The organism is Streptomyces sp. CBMA123, from assembly GCF_014596465.1.
GTDB lineage: Bacteria > Actinomycetota > Actinomycetes > Streptomycetales > Streptomycetaceae > Kitasatospora.
Map to the genome: position 1 here is coordinate 1 of NZ_MECK01000379.1, position 14,160 is coordinate 14,160.

Here is a 14,160-nt window from a genome sequence, read left to right on the forward strand (position 1 = left end):
GTGCGGTGGCGGGCGGCGGGGCCGGCCGCGCCGCGCTGTACGCGGGCCAGCATCCGTGCGCGGTCGGGCTGGTGGGCCTCGGCCGCCTCGCGCAGCTGCCGGGTGATGTGCTCGTTCATCGGTTCCTCCTTCCTGTCGCCAGTTCGCCGACCGCTCGTGCGCCGAGCAGGTGTTCCAGCTCGGCCATGCCCTTCGAGGTCTGGCTCTTCACCGTACCGACCGATATGCCCAGCGCCGCCGCGGTGTCCTTCTCCGAGAGGTCGAAGGCGTGCCGCAGGATCACGCAGGCCCGCTTGCGGAACGGCAGCCGGGCGAGCGCCGCGCGCACGTCCAGGACGGCCGCCACGTCGGGTCCCGAGGTCCTCTCCGGGGTGCGGGACCAGAACAGCAGGACCCGGCGCCGCTCGCGGACGGCGCTGCGGATCCGTTCCCGGGCCATGTTGGCGACCACTCCGCGGGCGTAGGCGAGCGGGTGGTCGGCCGCGCGGAGCCGGTCCCAGCGTTGCCACAGGGCGACCAGGGCGTCCGCGGCGAGGTCGTCGGCCGCGTCCGTCCCGCCGGTCAGGAGATGGGCGAGGCGGGCGAGTTCGGCGTAGTGGCGTTCGAAGAAGTCGTGGAACTCCGCGGACGCGTCATCGAGGAGCATGTCCCCGGTCGCCTCCTCCCTGCAATGTGAGCGTTAACAATCGGCCTGAGCGTAGCAGTGCCCGGTCCCGGGGCGGTGCCGTGGTCGCCTCGGACGGAGGCCGGCGGGGGCCGACGGGTGGCCGGCGCTGTCCATGCCGGGCGAACGGGACGCGGGTCGGCTGGACGGCGTTCGCCCGCAACGCGATCCCGTCGACGCTCAGGTGCTCGCCGTAGCGGTCGGTGACCCTGACCGGTCCGCCGCAGCCGCTGCCGTCGGGGGAGAGAAAGCCAGTCTGGATCGGGGTGGAAACAGGGCAGGACGGGCCGCGGTGTCGAGACACCGCGGCCCGTCCCCGCCGGGCAGGCTGGTCAGGAACCGGCCCGGCGCTTGTTGTAGACGTCGAAGCCGACGGCGGCGAGCAGCACCAGGCCCTTGATCACCTGCTGGTAGTCGGTGCCGACACCGACCAGCGACATGCCGTTGTTCAGTACGCCCAGCACCAGGCCGCCGATGATCGCGCCGAGGACGGTGCCCACGCCGCCGCTGGCCGAGGCACCGCCGATGAAGGCGGCGGCGATCGCCTCCAGCTCGAAGTTGATGCCGGCCTGCGGGGTGCCCGCGTTGAGCCGTGCGGCGAAGACCAGTCCGGCCAGCGCCGCGAGGACGCCCATGTTGGTGAAGGCCAGGAAGACGACCCGCTTGCTCTTCACCCCGGAGAGCCTGGCCGCCGGCTCGTTGCCGCCGATGGCGTAGGTGTGCCGGCCGATGATCGAGTTGCGCATCAGGTAGCCGAAGCCGACCAGCAGGGCGCCGAGGATCAGCAGGACGATCGGCACCCCGTGGTAGCTGGCCAGCAGCAGCGTGAAGACGACCACGGCCGCCGTGATCACGGCGAGCTTGACGACGAACAGCCCGAGCGGGAGCACCTCCAGCCCGAACGAGGCGGTCTGCCGCCGCCCGCGCAGCTCCTGGAGGATCGCGACGGCCAGCACCGCGAGACCGAGCAGCAGGGTGAGGTTGTGGTAGTTGGTGTGCGGTCCGACCTCGGGGAGGAAGCCGCTGCTGATGCTCTGGAAGCCCTTGGGGAACGGCGCGACCGACTGGCCCTGCAGCAGGATCTGGGTGCCGCCGCGGAACAGCAGCATGCCCGCCAGGGTGACGATGAACGACGGGATCCCGAGGTAGGCGATCCAGAAGCCCTGCCAGGCCCCGGCGAGGGCCCCGATCACCAGCGCGGCGAGCATCGCCACCGGCCACGGCAGGTGGTGCTCGACCATCATCACCGCGGCGGCGGCCCCGACGAAGGCGGCCAGGGAGCCGACCGACAGGTCGATGTGCCCGGCGATGATGACGATCATCATGCCGATCGCCAGGATGAGGATGTAGCCGTTCTGCTGGATCAGGTTGGTGATGTTGAGCGGCTGGAGCAGGATGCCGTCGGTCCAGATCTGGAACAGCAGCACGATCAACGCCAACGCGACGAGCATGCCGTACTGGCGCACGTTGCCACGCAGCGCGCGGGCCAGTGCGGAGCCGACGGACTGGCCGGGGCCGGCCTCCGGGCCGCTCTGGGTGGAGTCCGGGATGATCTCGGTCTGGGCCATGCCTTACACCTGTTCGCTGCTGGATGCGGCGCTCATGGTCATGAGCCGCATGAGGGATTCCTGGGTGGCGGTGGCGCGCTCGACCTCACCGGTGATCCGGCCTTCGGCCATGGTGTAGATCCGGTCGCACAGGCCCAGGAGTTCGGGGAGTTCGGACGAGATGACGAGTACGGCCTTGCCCTGGGCGGCGAGTTCGGCGATGACGGTGTAGATCTCCGCCTTGGCGCCGATGTCGATGCCCCGGGTGGGCTCGTCGAGGATCAGCACCTCCGGCTCGGCGAAGATCCACTTGCTGAGGACGACCTTCTGCTGGTTGCCGCCGCTGAGCGTGCCGGTCCGGGTGAACACCGTCGGGGCCTTGATGTTCATGGTCCGCCGGAACGATTCGGCGACCTTGCTCTCCTCGTGCCGGTCGACCCGGCCGTACCGGGCGACCTTGCCGAGCGCGCTCAGCGAGATGTTCCGGCTGATGTCGTCGATGAGGTTGAGGCCGAGCTGCTTGCGGTCCTCGGTGACGTAGGCGATGCCGTGCCCGATCGCCTCCGGCACCGTCCGGGTGTGGACCTCCCGGCCGTGCAGCAGCACCCGGCCGCCGGCCCAGCGCCCGTACGAGCGGCCGAAGACGCTCATCGCGAGTTCCGTGCGGCCGGCGCCCATCAGCCCGGCGATGCCGACGATCTCGCCGCGCCGCACGTTCAGCGAGACGCCGTCCACCACCGTGCGCTGCTGGTCGATCGGGTGCCGGACGGTCCAGTCCTCGACCTCGAAGGCGACCTCGCCGATCTCGGGGGTGCGTTCGGGGTAGCGGTGCTCCAGGTCCCGGCCGACCATGCCGCGGATGATCCGGTCCTCGGAGATGCCCTCCGGGCCGATCGCGATGGTCTCGATGGTCTGCCCGTCGCGCAGGATGGTGACGGCGTCGGCGACCCGGGCGATCTCGTTCAGCTTGTGCGAGATGACGATGCAGGAGATGCCCTGCGCCTTGAGTTCGAGGATCAGGTCGAGCAGCTTGCGGCTGTCCTCGTCGTTCAGCGCGGCGGTCGGCTCGTCCAGGATGAGCAGCTTGACCTCCTTGGCCAACGCCTTGGCGATCTCGACCAGTTGCTGCTTGCCCACACCGAGGTCGGCGACCCTGGTGTGCGGGCTCTCGTCCAGCCCGACCCGGCGCAGCAGGTCGGCGGCGTGGGTGAGCGTCCGGTGCCAGCTGATGATGCCCCGGGTGGCGTGCTCGTTGCCCAGGAAGATGTTCTCGGCGATGGACAGGTACGGCACCAGCGCCAGTTCCTGGTGGATGATGGCGATGCCGCGCTGCTCGCTGGCCCGGATGTCCTTGAACCGGCAGGGCTCGCCCTCGAAGAGGATCTCGCCCTCGTAGCCGCCGTGCGGGTAGACCCCGCTGAGCACCTTCATCAGGGTGGACTTGCCGGCACCGTTCTCGCCGCAGATGGCGTGCACCTCGCCGGCGGCGACGGTTAGGTTGACCTCGGAGAGCGCCTTGACGCCGGGGAACGACTTGCTGATCGACCGCATTTCGAGAACCGGTCCAACCATGGTTGTGCGTCCGTATCGTTCGGGGCGGTGCGGTGGGGGAGCCGCCGGGCTCCCGGGGGAGCCCGGGCTCGGCACCGCCGGTTCGGCACGGGGCCCGCCGAGCGGGCCCCGCAGGCTACTTGAGCTGGTCCGCGGTGTACTGACCGCTGTCGACCAGGATCTTCTGGTAGTTGTCCTTGTCGACACTGACCGGCTGGAGCAGCTGCGCCGGAACGACCTTCACGCCGTTGTTGTACTGGGTGGTGTCGTTGACCTCGGGCTTGCCGCCGGTCAGCAGCGCGTCGCCCATCTGGACCGCCACCTTGGACAGCTGGCGGGTGTCCTTGTAGACGGTCTGGGTCTGTTCGCCCGCGATGATCGACTTCACCGAGGCCAGTTCGGCGTCCTGGCCCGTGACGACGGGCAGCGACTTGGCGGTGCCGTAGCCGACGCCCTTGAGTGAGGACAGGATGCCGATCGAGATGCCGTCGTACGGCGAGAGCACGGCGTCGACGTGCGCGGTGGTGTAGGCCTTGCTGAGCAGGTTGTCCATCCGGGACTGGGCGACACCGCCGTCCCAGCGCAGCGTGGCGACCTGGTTGAAGTCGGTCTGGCCGCTCTGCACGACCAGCTTCTTCTGGTCGATGTACGGCTTGAGGACGCTCATCGCGCCGTTGAAGAAGAAGTTGGCGTTGTTGTCGTCCGGCGAGCCGGCGAACAGCTCGATGTTGAACGGGCCCTTGCCGTCCTTGAGGCCGAGCTTGTCGACGATGTAGCCGCCCTGGAGGACGCCGACCTTGTAGTTGTCGAAGGTCGCGTAGTAGTCGACGTTCGCGGTGCCCTTGATCAGCCGGTCGTAGGAGATGACCGGGATGTGGGCGTCGGCGGCCTTCTGTAGCACGTTGGTGAGGGAGGAGCCGTCGATGGCGGCGATCACCAGCAGCTTGGCGCCCTTGGTGATCATGTTCTCGACCTGGGAGACCTGGTTCTCCACCACGTTGTCGCCGTACTGCAGGTCGGTCTTGTAGCCCTTGGCCTGGAAGTCCTTGACCATGTTGTTGCCGTCGTCGATCCAGCGTGCCGACGACTTGGTCGGCATCGCGATGCCGATGAGTCCACCCTTGGCATCGCCCTTGGCGGCGCCGTCCCCTACGCCGTTGCTGCTCTGGCCGCAGGCCGCCAACGAGAGGGTCAGGCCCGCCGCGACAAGGCCCGCTGAAAGCTTCCGCACAGTTCCTCCAGTGATGATGTTCCGCGACCGGCGCAGTGCGCCCGTGACTGGGCGGCTCTGGGCGTGGTCGAGCGGGGCCGGCCGGAGCGGTCCCTCGCGCTGTGGAACGTCGGGGTGGCGGTAGCTCTGGCCTGGCGTGAAATGAAGTGTTAACGCTAACAACCGTGGCGTCAAGGGGCGTGAGATCACCGTTGGGTAGCGGTGCCCCGGCGACACGTCCGCCGGGGTGCGGACGGCCGGAGGGGGCTGTCCGGGAGCGGCGGCCGCCGCAGCACGGTGCCCCGCTTCCCGCCGGGGACCGGGGAGCGGAGCACCTTGCTGCTCCTGGGTCAGCCGGTGGCGAGGGTGTTGCGGACGACCGTGGTCCGGGCGGCGGCCGGGGCGGCGGTGGCGACGGTCAGGGTCGTTCAGGGTGCCGGGTCCGGTTGGCTCTCCAGCGGATCGGGGTCCGTCAGGCGCGGGTGAGGCCGGTGGTCCGGCGACGCAGGAGCACTGTTGTCCCCCAGTCGCGCCGCCGATTCCTCCTGTCGCCGCAGCCACGCCGAGTACACCGGGCTGCGGGCCACCGCGTCGGCGTGCACCGCCCTGGCGTAGCAGAGCACCTCGTCCGCGAGCCCACGCGCCAGCGCGAGCGGACGCCAGCAGAACAGCTGGCGCCAGCTCAACTGCGGTGGGGCCAGGGGAATCGGCACGACGCCAGGGGGTGGCGGGAAGGTCGCCCGGCACAGCGCGGCCGCCCGGTTCGAGCGGACGAGGTGGAGGCACGAGGCCGCGTCGGCCTCGTAGACCGACCGGGGCAGGAAGCCCGCGCGTACGCAGGCGGCTGCGAAGCACTCACCGAAGCAGCTCTCCCCGGGTGGCAGAGCCCAGCGCTCGCCCGCGAGTTGTCCGAGTTCCACCTCCGGCTCCCCTGCCAGCGGATGTTCCTCGGCGAGCAGGACGAACACCGGGTCTGTGGCGATCTCCCGCCATTCCAGCCGCTCGTCTCCCGTGGCCTTCCGGTGTCCGCAGCACCCGGTGAGTGCGAGGTCCAGCCGCCCGTCGAGCACCCGGTCCACCAACTCCGAGGCGGAAGTCGACGATCGGGTGCTCACCACCAGCTCGGGCCGGGCCGTCGTGAGTCGGTCCACCAGTGCGCCCAGGAACGGACCGTGGGTCGCCCCCACGCGCAGTGCGCCGTCCTTGCGCGCAGTGTTCGCGAGGCACCGGGCGTCCTCCTGCAGTTGACGCATCGCGGGCAGCAGTACTCGGCTCCGCTCCAGGACCAGGATGCCCAGCGGGGTCGGTTGTACGCCCTCCCGGCCCCGCTCGAAGAGCCGCCCGCCCACGGCCGCCTCGATCCGTTTCAGCTGGGTGGAGAGCGCCGATTGGGCGAGTCCCAGCCGGTCCGCTGCCTTGGTCACGCTTCCGGCGTCGCCGATGGCCCGGATCATCCTCAGATGACGAAACTCCAGCTCCATGGCGCAAACCTATACGGCAGGTAATGCCTGAGAATAGCTTCCGAAGTGAAGATTCGACGGAGCCCGGTTTCTTGGTCGGAATTCAGCAGAAAAGGGGACCCTTCCGGTCGCCGCCGGGGGGAGGAGAGGGGGGCGGCTGCCGACCTCTTCGCGCAGCGGGGGCAGGGGGCTGCGGGAAAGGCAGTGCACGAGACCGGAAGGGTCCTGATCAGGGCCCCGTGCAGCACATTTCATGACGCGCTGTCGGGGGTATTTCGAGGCCGCCGCGGAGTTGTCCCGACTGGCGGTCGGTGCTGACGATAGCACGCATCCGCGATGCGATGTTATCGCTCACATGGACATTCCCATGCCCCGGGACAGGCCTCCCGGGGCGGGTGCCGCGTGCTGCCCCGGAAGGTCGACCCGACTGCCGGGGCACCTCGCCGGCGACGCGTTCCAGCAGGCGGTGGGCGCAGGTCCCGCCACCGGTGCCGGTCATCCGGTCGGCGACGAGCCGACGGGCCTTCGCCGTGTCCTTCTCCCCGCCAGGCGGAGGGGGCGTGCCCCGCCAACCAGGGCCAGGTGAAGGCGAGATGGCGGGGCGACGGCAGGCCGGAGAGATCGGCAGGGTGCCGAGGAGACGGCTCAGGACCTCCTCGCCACGTGCCTGGCGCGCAGCCGGTCGGCCGTGATGGCCAGGCCGAGGACACAGCCGAGCACGATGTCGGTGTAGTCGGAGTTGACCTGGAGGGTGGTCAGTCCGTTGTTGATCAGCTCCAGCAGGACGGCGCCCGCGACGATTCCCAGGACGCGTCCCTGCCCGCCGGTCAGGCTGACCCCGCCGATGACCGCGGCCGCGATCGCCGAGAGCTCCCAGCCGACGCCGACGCCGCTGGCGGACCCGACTCCCATCCGGCCCAGCACGAGCATCCCGGCGAAAGCCGACACCAGCGAGGAGGCCACGTACATGGAGACCACCCGTCGGTCGCCGCGGATGCCGGCCAGCCTGGCCGCCTCGGGATTGCCGCCGACCGCGTAGACCTGCCGTCCGGCGTAGGTGCGTTCGAGGAAGAACCAGGCGGTGCCGGCGACCACCGCGAACAGCACCAGCGGCACCGGGACTTGGGCCAGGTAGCTCTGGCCGACGTCGCCGAAGAACGGGGAGATGCCGACGATCGAGGTGCCGGAGGTGATGGCCAGGGTCACGCCCTGGGCCACCGTGTAGGTGACCAGTGTGACGACGAACGGCGGCATCCGCAGCCGGGTGACGGCCAGCCCGTGGACCAGGCCGACCAGTCCGGCGACGGCCAGGGTGGCCGGCACCGCCACGCCTGCGGGGAGGCCGGCCCGGACGTCGAACCAGGACATCAGGATCACGCTGGTGCCCATCAGGGCGCCCACCGACAGGTCGATGCCGCCGGTGAGGATGACCAGCGACTCGCCGATCGCGAGGAGCCCGTACTGGGCGAGGTCGGCGCCCATGCCCTGGAGGTTGACCGCGCTCGCGAAGGTGTCACGGGCCAGCGCGAGTGCCGCGAACACGGCGACGCAGGCGAGGACGACACCCACCTCGGGCGTGTCGATCAGGACACGCAGTCGGCTCCGGGCGGCTGCGGCCGTCTCGCGGGCCGGAGCGCTCTCGGTGGTCATGCGGTTTCCTCCGCGCTCGTTGTCGGCCGGCTGGTGGCTGCCGTCATGATCCGTTCCTTTTCGAACCGGTCGCGCGGCAGATCGGCGACGATCCGTCCTCGGGCCATCACGAGGATCCGGTGGCAGATCCACAGCAGTTCCTCCAGTTCGGATGAGGCGGCCAGGACGGCGAGACCGTCCGCCGCGGCCCGGTCGACGAGCCGGTAGATCTCGGCCTTGGCGCCCACGTCGACGCCGCGGGTCGGCTCGTCGAGCAGCAGCACCTCGGGGGCGGCGTGCAGCCACCGCCCGAACACGACCTTCTGCTGGTTGCCACCGGACAGGTCTCCGATCGGCTGTTCCTGGCTGTGCAGCCGCACCCCCAGGGCGTCGACGATCCGGCGGGAGCGCGCCCGGTCGCCCCCTGGGGTGAGCACGCCGTGCCAGGAGTCGCGCCGCAGGGTGGCCAGCGTGGCGTTCCACCGCACCGGGTGCGACAGCAGCAGGGCCTGCTCCTTGCGGTCCTCCGGCACCAGACCGATGCCCGCCGCGACCGCGTCGGCGGGATGGCGCGGGCGGAACCGGCGCCCGCCCAGTGCGACCTCGCCCCCGGTGCTGGGCTGCGCGCCCATCAGGGTGTGCAGCAACCGGCTGCGGCCCGAGCCCATCAGGCCGGCCACCCCGACGATCTCACCGGCCCGCAGGTCCAGGTCGACCGGGCCGAGGCCGGCCGCGGTCAGCCCCCGGGCGGTCAGGACGGTGCGGGCCGCGGCGGGGACGGGGCGGACGGTGATGTCGCGGGCGAGTTCGCCGCCGACCATCTCGCGGATCATCCGCACGTCGGTGGCCTCGGCCGGGCGGAGGTCCGCGACCAGACGGCCGCCGCGCAGCACCAGCACGCGGTCGGCGATGTCCCGCACCTCGTCCAGCCGATGGCCGATGAACAGCACCGCGCCGCCGTTCGCGGCCTGCCGCCGCGCGAGTGCGAGGACCTTGCCGGCCTCGACCGGCCCCAGCGAGGAGGTCGGCTCGTCCAGGATCAGGACCAGGGGTCGGTTCCCCCAGGCCTTCGCGATCTCGATCATCTGCCGCAGCGGGACGGGCAGCCGCTCCACCGGTCGGTCGACGTCCACGCCCTCGACGCCGATGTCCGCCAGCAGTTCACGGGCCTCGTGCCGGGTGCCGGCGCGGTCGAACAGGGCGCGGCGCAGCGCCCCCGCGCCCTGCGCGGGCCGGGTGCGCCGGCCGAGCAGCAGGTTCTCGGCCACGCTCATCCGGCCGACCAGCGGGAACTCCTGCGCCACCAGGCCGACTCCGAGGGCCTTCGCGTGGTCGGGTCGGCCCGGTTGGAGGGGGTGGTCGGCGACGAGGATCTCGCCGGCGGTGGGGGAGACGGTGCCGGACAGCACGCCCATCAGGGTCGACTTCCCGGCGCCGTTCTCCCCGACCACGCAGGTGATCTGGCCACGCATCAGCTCCAGCTCGGGGATGTCCAGCACGGTGACCGGCCCGTAGCTCTTGCGCACGGCGCGCAGGGTCGCGGCCGGCCGGCCGGGGGTGCCCGCCCCGGTCATCCCGTGCTGCCGAGCTGGGCCTGCTTGGCCCGGAAGGCGGCCAGGTTGTCCGGGGTCACCACGCCCACACCGGAGCTCAGGGTGCTGCCGTCGGACTCCAGGAACGGCTTCACGACGGCCATGGTGGCGTCCTTGCCGAGCACCTTGAGGGCGGCCAGCAGGTAGGCGCCGGTGTAGCCCTGCTGGTAGGGCGACTGGACGACGGTCGCCTGGATGACGCCCTGCTGGATGAACGCCAGGGTCTGGGCGTCGCTGTCGTCCGAGATCACCTTGACCTTTCCGGTCCTGCCTGCGGCCTGCACCGCCTGCGCGGCCGACGGGCCGTCGTAGGAGTAGACGCCGTAGAGGCCGGTCACCCCCGGGTCGGTCTGGATCGCGGTCTGCGCGTTGGTCAGGGCCTTGGCCGCGTCCATGGTGTCGGCGAGCTTGTTGGACACCGTGACGTCGGAGCCCTTGAGCGCGTCCTCGAAGCCCTGGATGCGTTCGACGGCGTTGGAGGCGGTGAGCGAGCCGACCAGCACCACGACCTTTCCCCGGCCGCCGAGGGCGGTCCTCATCGCCTCGCCCGCCCGTTTTCCGGCCTGGTAGTTGGGCGTGCCGAGGTAGAGTGCGGCGCCGTCCTCGGCGGGCAGTGGCGAGTCGATCGCGAGGACCGGGATCCCCGCCGCACCAGCCGACTGGATCGGCGACTTGACGGCCGTCGGATCGATCGCGGAGAGCGAGAAGGCGGAGATGTCCTGGCCGCGCAGGGTCTGGAGGATGGACAGCTGCTGGTCGAGCCGCCCGTTCGCCGGGGCCTGGAAGGTGCCCTTGGCGCCGAGGTCGGCGAGGCCCTTGGTGAAGCCGGCCTTTCCGGCGTTCCAGTAGTCCACGGCGACGTTGACGACCATGGCCAGGTCCAGCTGCGACAGGTCCTTGCCCTGGAGCGCGGTCTTGAGGGCGGCGTCGAGGCGCGTCAGGTTGTCGTCGTTGAAGGTGATGTCGCCCTGGATCGCGGGTGCGGCGGCCGAGGAGGCTCCGGTGGAGGTGCCGGAGTCACCGGCGCCCTGCTTGCTGCAGCCGACGGCCAGCGCCAGGACGGCGATCGCGGCGGAGGTGAGGCGGGTGGCTTTGGAGGGCCTGCGGGAGGGTGCGCGCATGGGGTGGTTCCTCTCGATCGCTGCCGATGGGTGGGGGAGCAGGTGAAAGGCGTGGACGCGGCGAACCGGACGCGGGTGCGCCGGTGTGGAGTGTGAGCGCTCACATTGCTCGGCGTCAACCACTGTGCGTCAAGCGGAAGGTGGCGGCCCTGACGGGCGATCAGTCCTCGACCGGCCCTTCCGTCACGGGTTCTGTCGAAAGCCTTGACGGGACACGGCCGGTGCGGGCACTGTCACCGGTCCAGGAACCCCCACCCCCACCCCCACCCCCGCCCCGGCCGCAGCCTGCTGTCGTGGGCTGGATTGTTAGCGCTCACATTTCTCTGGCCGCGCTCAACGGACGAGCAGGGAGCACCCATGAGTGACAACAACAGGACAACCCGTCGAAGCGGTGCGCTGCGCCGCCTCGCCCGGGCCGGGACGGCCCTCGCCGTCCTGGTCGGCGCCCTGGCCGGTGCCACCGTGACGGGCGGCGTGGCCCAGGCCGCCACCCAGGGCCCGTGCGACCTCTACGCCGCCGGCGGCACGCCCTGCGTGGCCGCGCACAGCACCACCCGCGCGCTGTACTCCGGGTACGGCGGGCCGCTGTACCAGGTCCGGCGGGCGTCGGACCAGGCGATCCGGAACATCGGGGCGCTGAGTCCCGGCGGCTACGCCGACGCCGCCGCCCAGGACGCCTTCTGCGCCGGTACCGCCTGCGTGATCACCGTGATCTACGACCAGAGCGGTCGGGGCAACCACCTGACCCAGGCGCCCGGCGGCGGGGCCGCACCCGGCCCGGACAACCTCGCGGACGCCGCGCTCGCGCCCACCACGCTGAACGGGCACCGGGCCTACGGCGTCTACGTGGCGCCCGGCACCGGCTACCGCGACAACCACACCTCGGGCGTCGCGACCGGGGACCAGCCCGAGGGGATGTACGCGATCCTCGACGGGACCCACGACAACGGCGGCTGCTGCTTCGACTACGGCAACGCCGAGACCAGCAGCACCGACACCGGCAACGGTCACATGGAAGCCATCTACTTCGGCAACATCAAGGTCTGGGGCTACGGCACCGGACCGGGCCCCTGGGTGATGGCCGACCTGGAGAACGGTCTGTTCTCCGGGGTCGACGCCGGCTACAACGCCGACGACCCGACCGTGAACCACCGCTACCTGACGGCCATGGTCAAGGGCGCGCCGAACCAGTGGGCGATCCGCGCCGGCGACGCCCAGTCCGGGGGGCTGTCGACCTTCTACTCCGGTCCGCGTCCGAACGTGGCCGGGTACCACCCGATGCACAAGGAGGGCGCGATCATCCTCGGCATCGGCGGCGACAACAGCAAGAGTGCCCGGGGCACCTTCTACGAGGGCGTGATGACCTCCGGCTACCCGTCGGAAGCCACCGAGAACGCGGTGCAGGCCAACATCGTCGCCGCCGGTTACGCCAACTCCCCGGCAGCGGCCACGGGGGCGCTGCGCGGCGCCGGCTCGGACAAGTGCCTGGACGTGCCGAACGCCTCCACCACGCCCGGGACCCAGACGCAGATCAACAGCTGCTCCGGAGGCACGAACCAGACCTGGACCCGCACCGACGACGGCCGGCTCACGGTGAACGTCTCCGGTACCACGCTGTGTCTGGACGCGTACGGCGGCGCGACGGCCGACGGCACCAAGGTGGTGACCTGGCCGTGCAACGGCGGCGCCAACCAGCAGTGGCGGTTCAACTCCGACGGCAGCGTCAGCGGCGTGCCGTCCGGCCGGTGCCTGGACGTCGCCGGGGCGGCCACCGCCGACGCCACGCCCGTCCAGCTGTGGAGCTGCTGGGGCGGCGGGAACCAGCGGTGGACCCTCGGGTAGCGCGCACCCCGGCCGGGCCCCGGCTCCGCGCACCTGCGGAGCCGGGGCCCGGCCGCCGTCGGGGCCGGGGGGGTGCGGCCCCGACGCGTGCGTCGGGGGCTGGGCCGGCGAGGTCCCGCGAGGCCGGGGACGGCATGGCGTTCAGCGCCCCGGTCCCGGCCGGCCGGTACGCGCTCCGTGCTGAACGCCTCACTGACCGCTGCCGGCCGCGCGGGCCACGGGCGGACGATCTCGGCAAGCCCCCCCGTGGAGCGCGTGTGAGCGTTAACTTGGCGGTATCGGCACATGTGGACGCCCCGGGGGACTGGTATGAAGAGAGGCCGTCTGTTGAACCGAGGGTGACGGATTGGACTGGACCTGGTCGCGTACTGTGGTCCACAACCGAGGAGGGGACTGCGAGTGGGAACCGACAGCACCGGGACTGAACAGCGCCAGCCCGTAATGGCGGACGTGGCGAAACTGGCGGGTGTGTCCCACCAGACGGTGTCCCGGGTGCTCAACGGAGCCCCGCACGTCCGGCCCGACACCCGGGACAGGGTGCTGGCGGCCATACGGGAGTTGGACTACCGGCCCAACTCCGCCGCCCGGGCGCTGGTCACCCGCCGCTCGCAGACGCTCGGGGTGGTGAGCTTCGACTCGACCCTCTACGGCCCCGCCTCGATGCTGGACGGCATCGAGCGGGCCGCGCGCAGCGCCGGGTACTTCGTGAGCGTCGCCAGCTTGCGCTCCCTGGACGGCCGTTCGATCCAGGAGGCCGTCGACCGGCTGCGCGACCAGGGGGTGGAGGGCGTCATGGTGATAGCGCCGCAGACCTCCACCGTCAGCGCGGTGGCCCGGCTCTCCAGCTCCGTGCCGGTGGTCGCGGTCGGTTCGGGCAACCAGACCCAGGTGCCCATGGTGTCGGTGGGCAACCGCTCCGGCGCGGAGGCGGCCACCCGGCACCTGCTCGACCTGGGGCACCGTACGGTGCACCACGTCGCGGGGCCGGCCAACTGGCTGGAGAGCCAGGACCGGGAGGAGGGGTGGCGTCGCACCCTGGAGGCGGCCGGGGCTCCCGTGCCGGAGGTGGAGCGCGGTGACTGGAGCGCCCGCTCCGGCTACCAGGCGGGTCTGCGGATCGCCGGACTGGGCAACGTCACCGCCGTGTTCTGCGCCAACGACCACATGGCCCTCGGCCTGCTGCGCGCCCTGCACGAGGCCGGCCGGTCGGTGCCGGGCGACATCAGCGTGGTCGGGTTCGACGACATCCCCGAGGCCGCGTACTTCATTCCGCCGCTGACCACGGTGCGGCAGGACTTCGGCGAACTCGGCCGCAGGGCCCTGGAACTGCTCGTGGATGAGCTGGAGGGCGTGGCGCACCCGCCCAGTCAGGTGCAGATCTCCGCGGAGATGGTGTTGCGGCGCAGCGTGGGCCCCGTCGTCCGGCGCTGAGCCGGTAGCCGGGCCGCAGCGCCCTGAGCACGCGGTTTCGCGGCCTTTCGGCCGTGGACCTCCCTTGACACGGTGATTGTGAGCGTTAACAATCGCCGTGAGCGTCAACAGTG

At 71.2% G+C, this 14,160-nt stretch carries 10 protein-coding genes; 2 read left to right on the plus strand and 8 right to left on the minus strand.

Features of this window, described 5'->3' with window-relative positions:
- Positions 1 to 115 precede the first annotated feature (115 nt).
- The 8 genes from BG452_RS31090 to BG452_RS31125 form a co-directional block, all read right to left on the minus strand.
- Positions 116 to 646, minus strand: a complete 531-nt coding sequence (locus BG452_RS31090; RefSeq protein WP_188307693.1) for a SigE family RNA polymerase sigma factor — start codon at positions 644 to 646, stop codon at positions 116 to 118.
- Between the two features lie 350 nt (positions 647 to 996).
- Entirely contained in the window at positions 997 to 2,232 is a 1,236-nt protein-coding gene (gene mmsB, locus BG452_RS31095) for a multiple monosaccharide ABC transporter permease (protein WP_188307694.1), read from the minus strand.
- 3 nt (positions 2,233 to 2,235) lie between these two features.
- On the minus strand, positions 2,236 to 3,783 hold the full coding sequence (mmsA, locus tag BG452_RS31100) for a multiple monosaccharide ABC transporter ATP-binding protein (protein ID WP_188307695.1): 1,548 nt from the start codon (positions 3,781 to 3,783) through the stop codon (positions 2,236 to 2,238).
- A 115-nt stretch (positions 3,784 to 3,898) separates the two neighbouring features.
- Positions 3,899 to 4,993 carry a multiple monosaccharide ABC transporter substrate-binding protein gene (chvE, locus tag BG452_RS31105; protein WP_188307696.1) on the minus strand — a complete coding sequence of 365 codons (1,095 nt, stop codon included), beginning with the start codon at positions 4,991 to 4,993 and terminating at the stop codon, positions 3,899 to 3,901.
- Positions 4,994 to 5,400: 407 nt separating this feature from the next.
- Entirely contained in the window at positions 5,401 to 6,453 is a 1,053-nt protein-coding gene (locus tag BG452_RS31110) for a LysR family transcriptional regulator (protein WP_188307697.1), read from the minus strand.
- Between the two features lie 624 nt (positions 6,454 to 7,077).
- Positions 7,078 to 8,082 (minus strand): ABC transporter permease, encoded by a 1,005-nt coding sequence (locus BG452_RS31115; RefSeq protein WP_188307698.1) that lies wholly within the window; start codon positions 8,080 to 8,082, stop codon positions 7,078 to 7,080.
- On the minus strand, positions 8,079 to 9,587 hold the full coding sequence (locus BG452_RS31120; RefSeq protein ID WP_317621304.1) for a sugar ABC transporter ATP-binding protein: 1,509 nt from the start codon (positions 9,585 to 9,587) through the stop codon (positions 8,079 to 8,081). The genes BG452_RS31115 and BG452_RS31120 overlap by 4 nt, the downstream gene beginning before the upstream one ends.
- Positions 9,588 to 9,631: 44 nt before the next feature.
- Positions 9,632 to 10,774: a substrate-binding domain-containing protein gene (locus BG452_RS31125; RefSeq protein ID WP_188307700.1), complete on the minus strand. Its 1,143-nt coding sequence runs from the start codon at positions 10,772 to 10,774 to the stop codon at positions 9,632 to 9,634.
- Between the two features lie 357 nt (positions 10,775 to 11,131).
- On the opposite strand from BG452_RS31125, the gene BG452_RS31130 reads away from it, so the two are divergent.
- On the plus strand, positions 11,132 to 12,616 hold the full coding sequence (locus tag BG452_RS31130; protein WP_188307701.1) for an arabinofuranosidase catalytic domain-containing protein: 1,485 nt from the start codon (positions 11,132 to 11,134) through the stop codon (positions 12,614 to 12,616).
- Positions 12,617 to 13,057: 441 nt separating this feature from the next.
- The gene (locus tag BG452_RS31135) at positions 13,058 to 14,047 is read left to right on the plus strand and encodes a LacI family DNA-binding transcriptional regulator (RefSeq protein ID WP_188307720.1); all 990 of its coding nucleotides are present in this window, start codon (positions 13,058 to 13,060) and stop codon (positions 14,045 to 14,047) included.
- Positions 14,048 to 14,160 lie beyond the last annotated feature (113 nt).

Bases quoted from the DNA above. Each gene is read 5' to 3' on its own strand.
- BG452_RS31090 (WP_188307693.1), bottom strand. From the start codon at position 646: ATGCTCCTCGATGACGCGTCCGCGGAGTTCCACGACTTCTTCGAACGC.
- mmsB (WP_188307694.1), bottom strand. From the start codon at position 2,232: ATGGCCCAGACCGAGATCATCCCGGACTCCACCCAGAGCGGCCCGGAG.
- mmsA (WP_188307695.1), bottom strand. From the start codon at position 3,783: ATGGTTGGACCGGTTCTCGAAATGCGGTCGATCAGCAAGTCGTTCCCC.
- BG452_RS31110 (WP_188307697.1), bottom strand. From the start codon at position 6,453: ATGGAGCTGGAGTTTCGTCATCTGAGGATGATCCGGGCCATCGGCGAC.
- BG452_RS31115 (WP_188307698.1), bottom strand. From the start codon at position 8,082: ATGACCACCGAGAGCGCTCCGGCCCGCGAGACGGCCGCAGCCGCCCGG.
- BG452_RS31125 (WP_188307700.1), bottom strand. From the start codon at position 10,774: ATGCGCGCACCCTCCCGCAGGCCCTCCAAAGCCACCCGCCTCACCTCC.
- BG452_RS31130 (WP_188307701.1), top strand. From the start codon at position 11,132: ATGAGTGACAACAACAGGACAACCCGTCGAAGCGGTGCGCTGCGCCGC.
- BG452_RS31135 (WP_188307720.1), top strand. From the start codon at position 13,058: ATGGCGGACGTGGCGAAACTGGCGGGTGTGTCCCACCAGACGGTGTCC.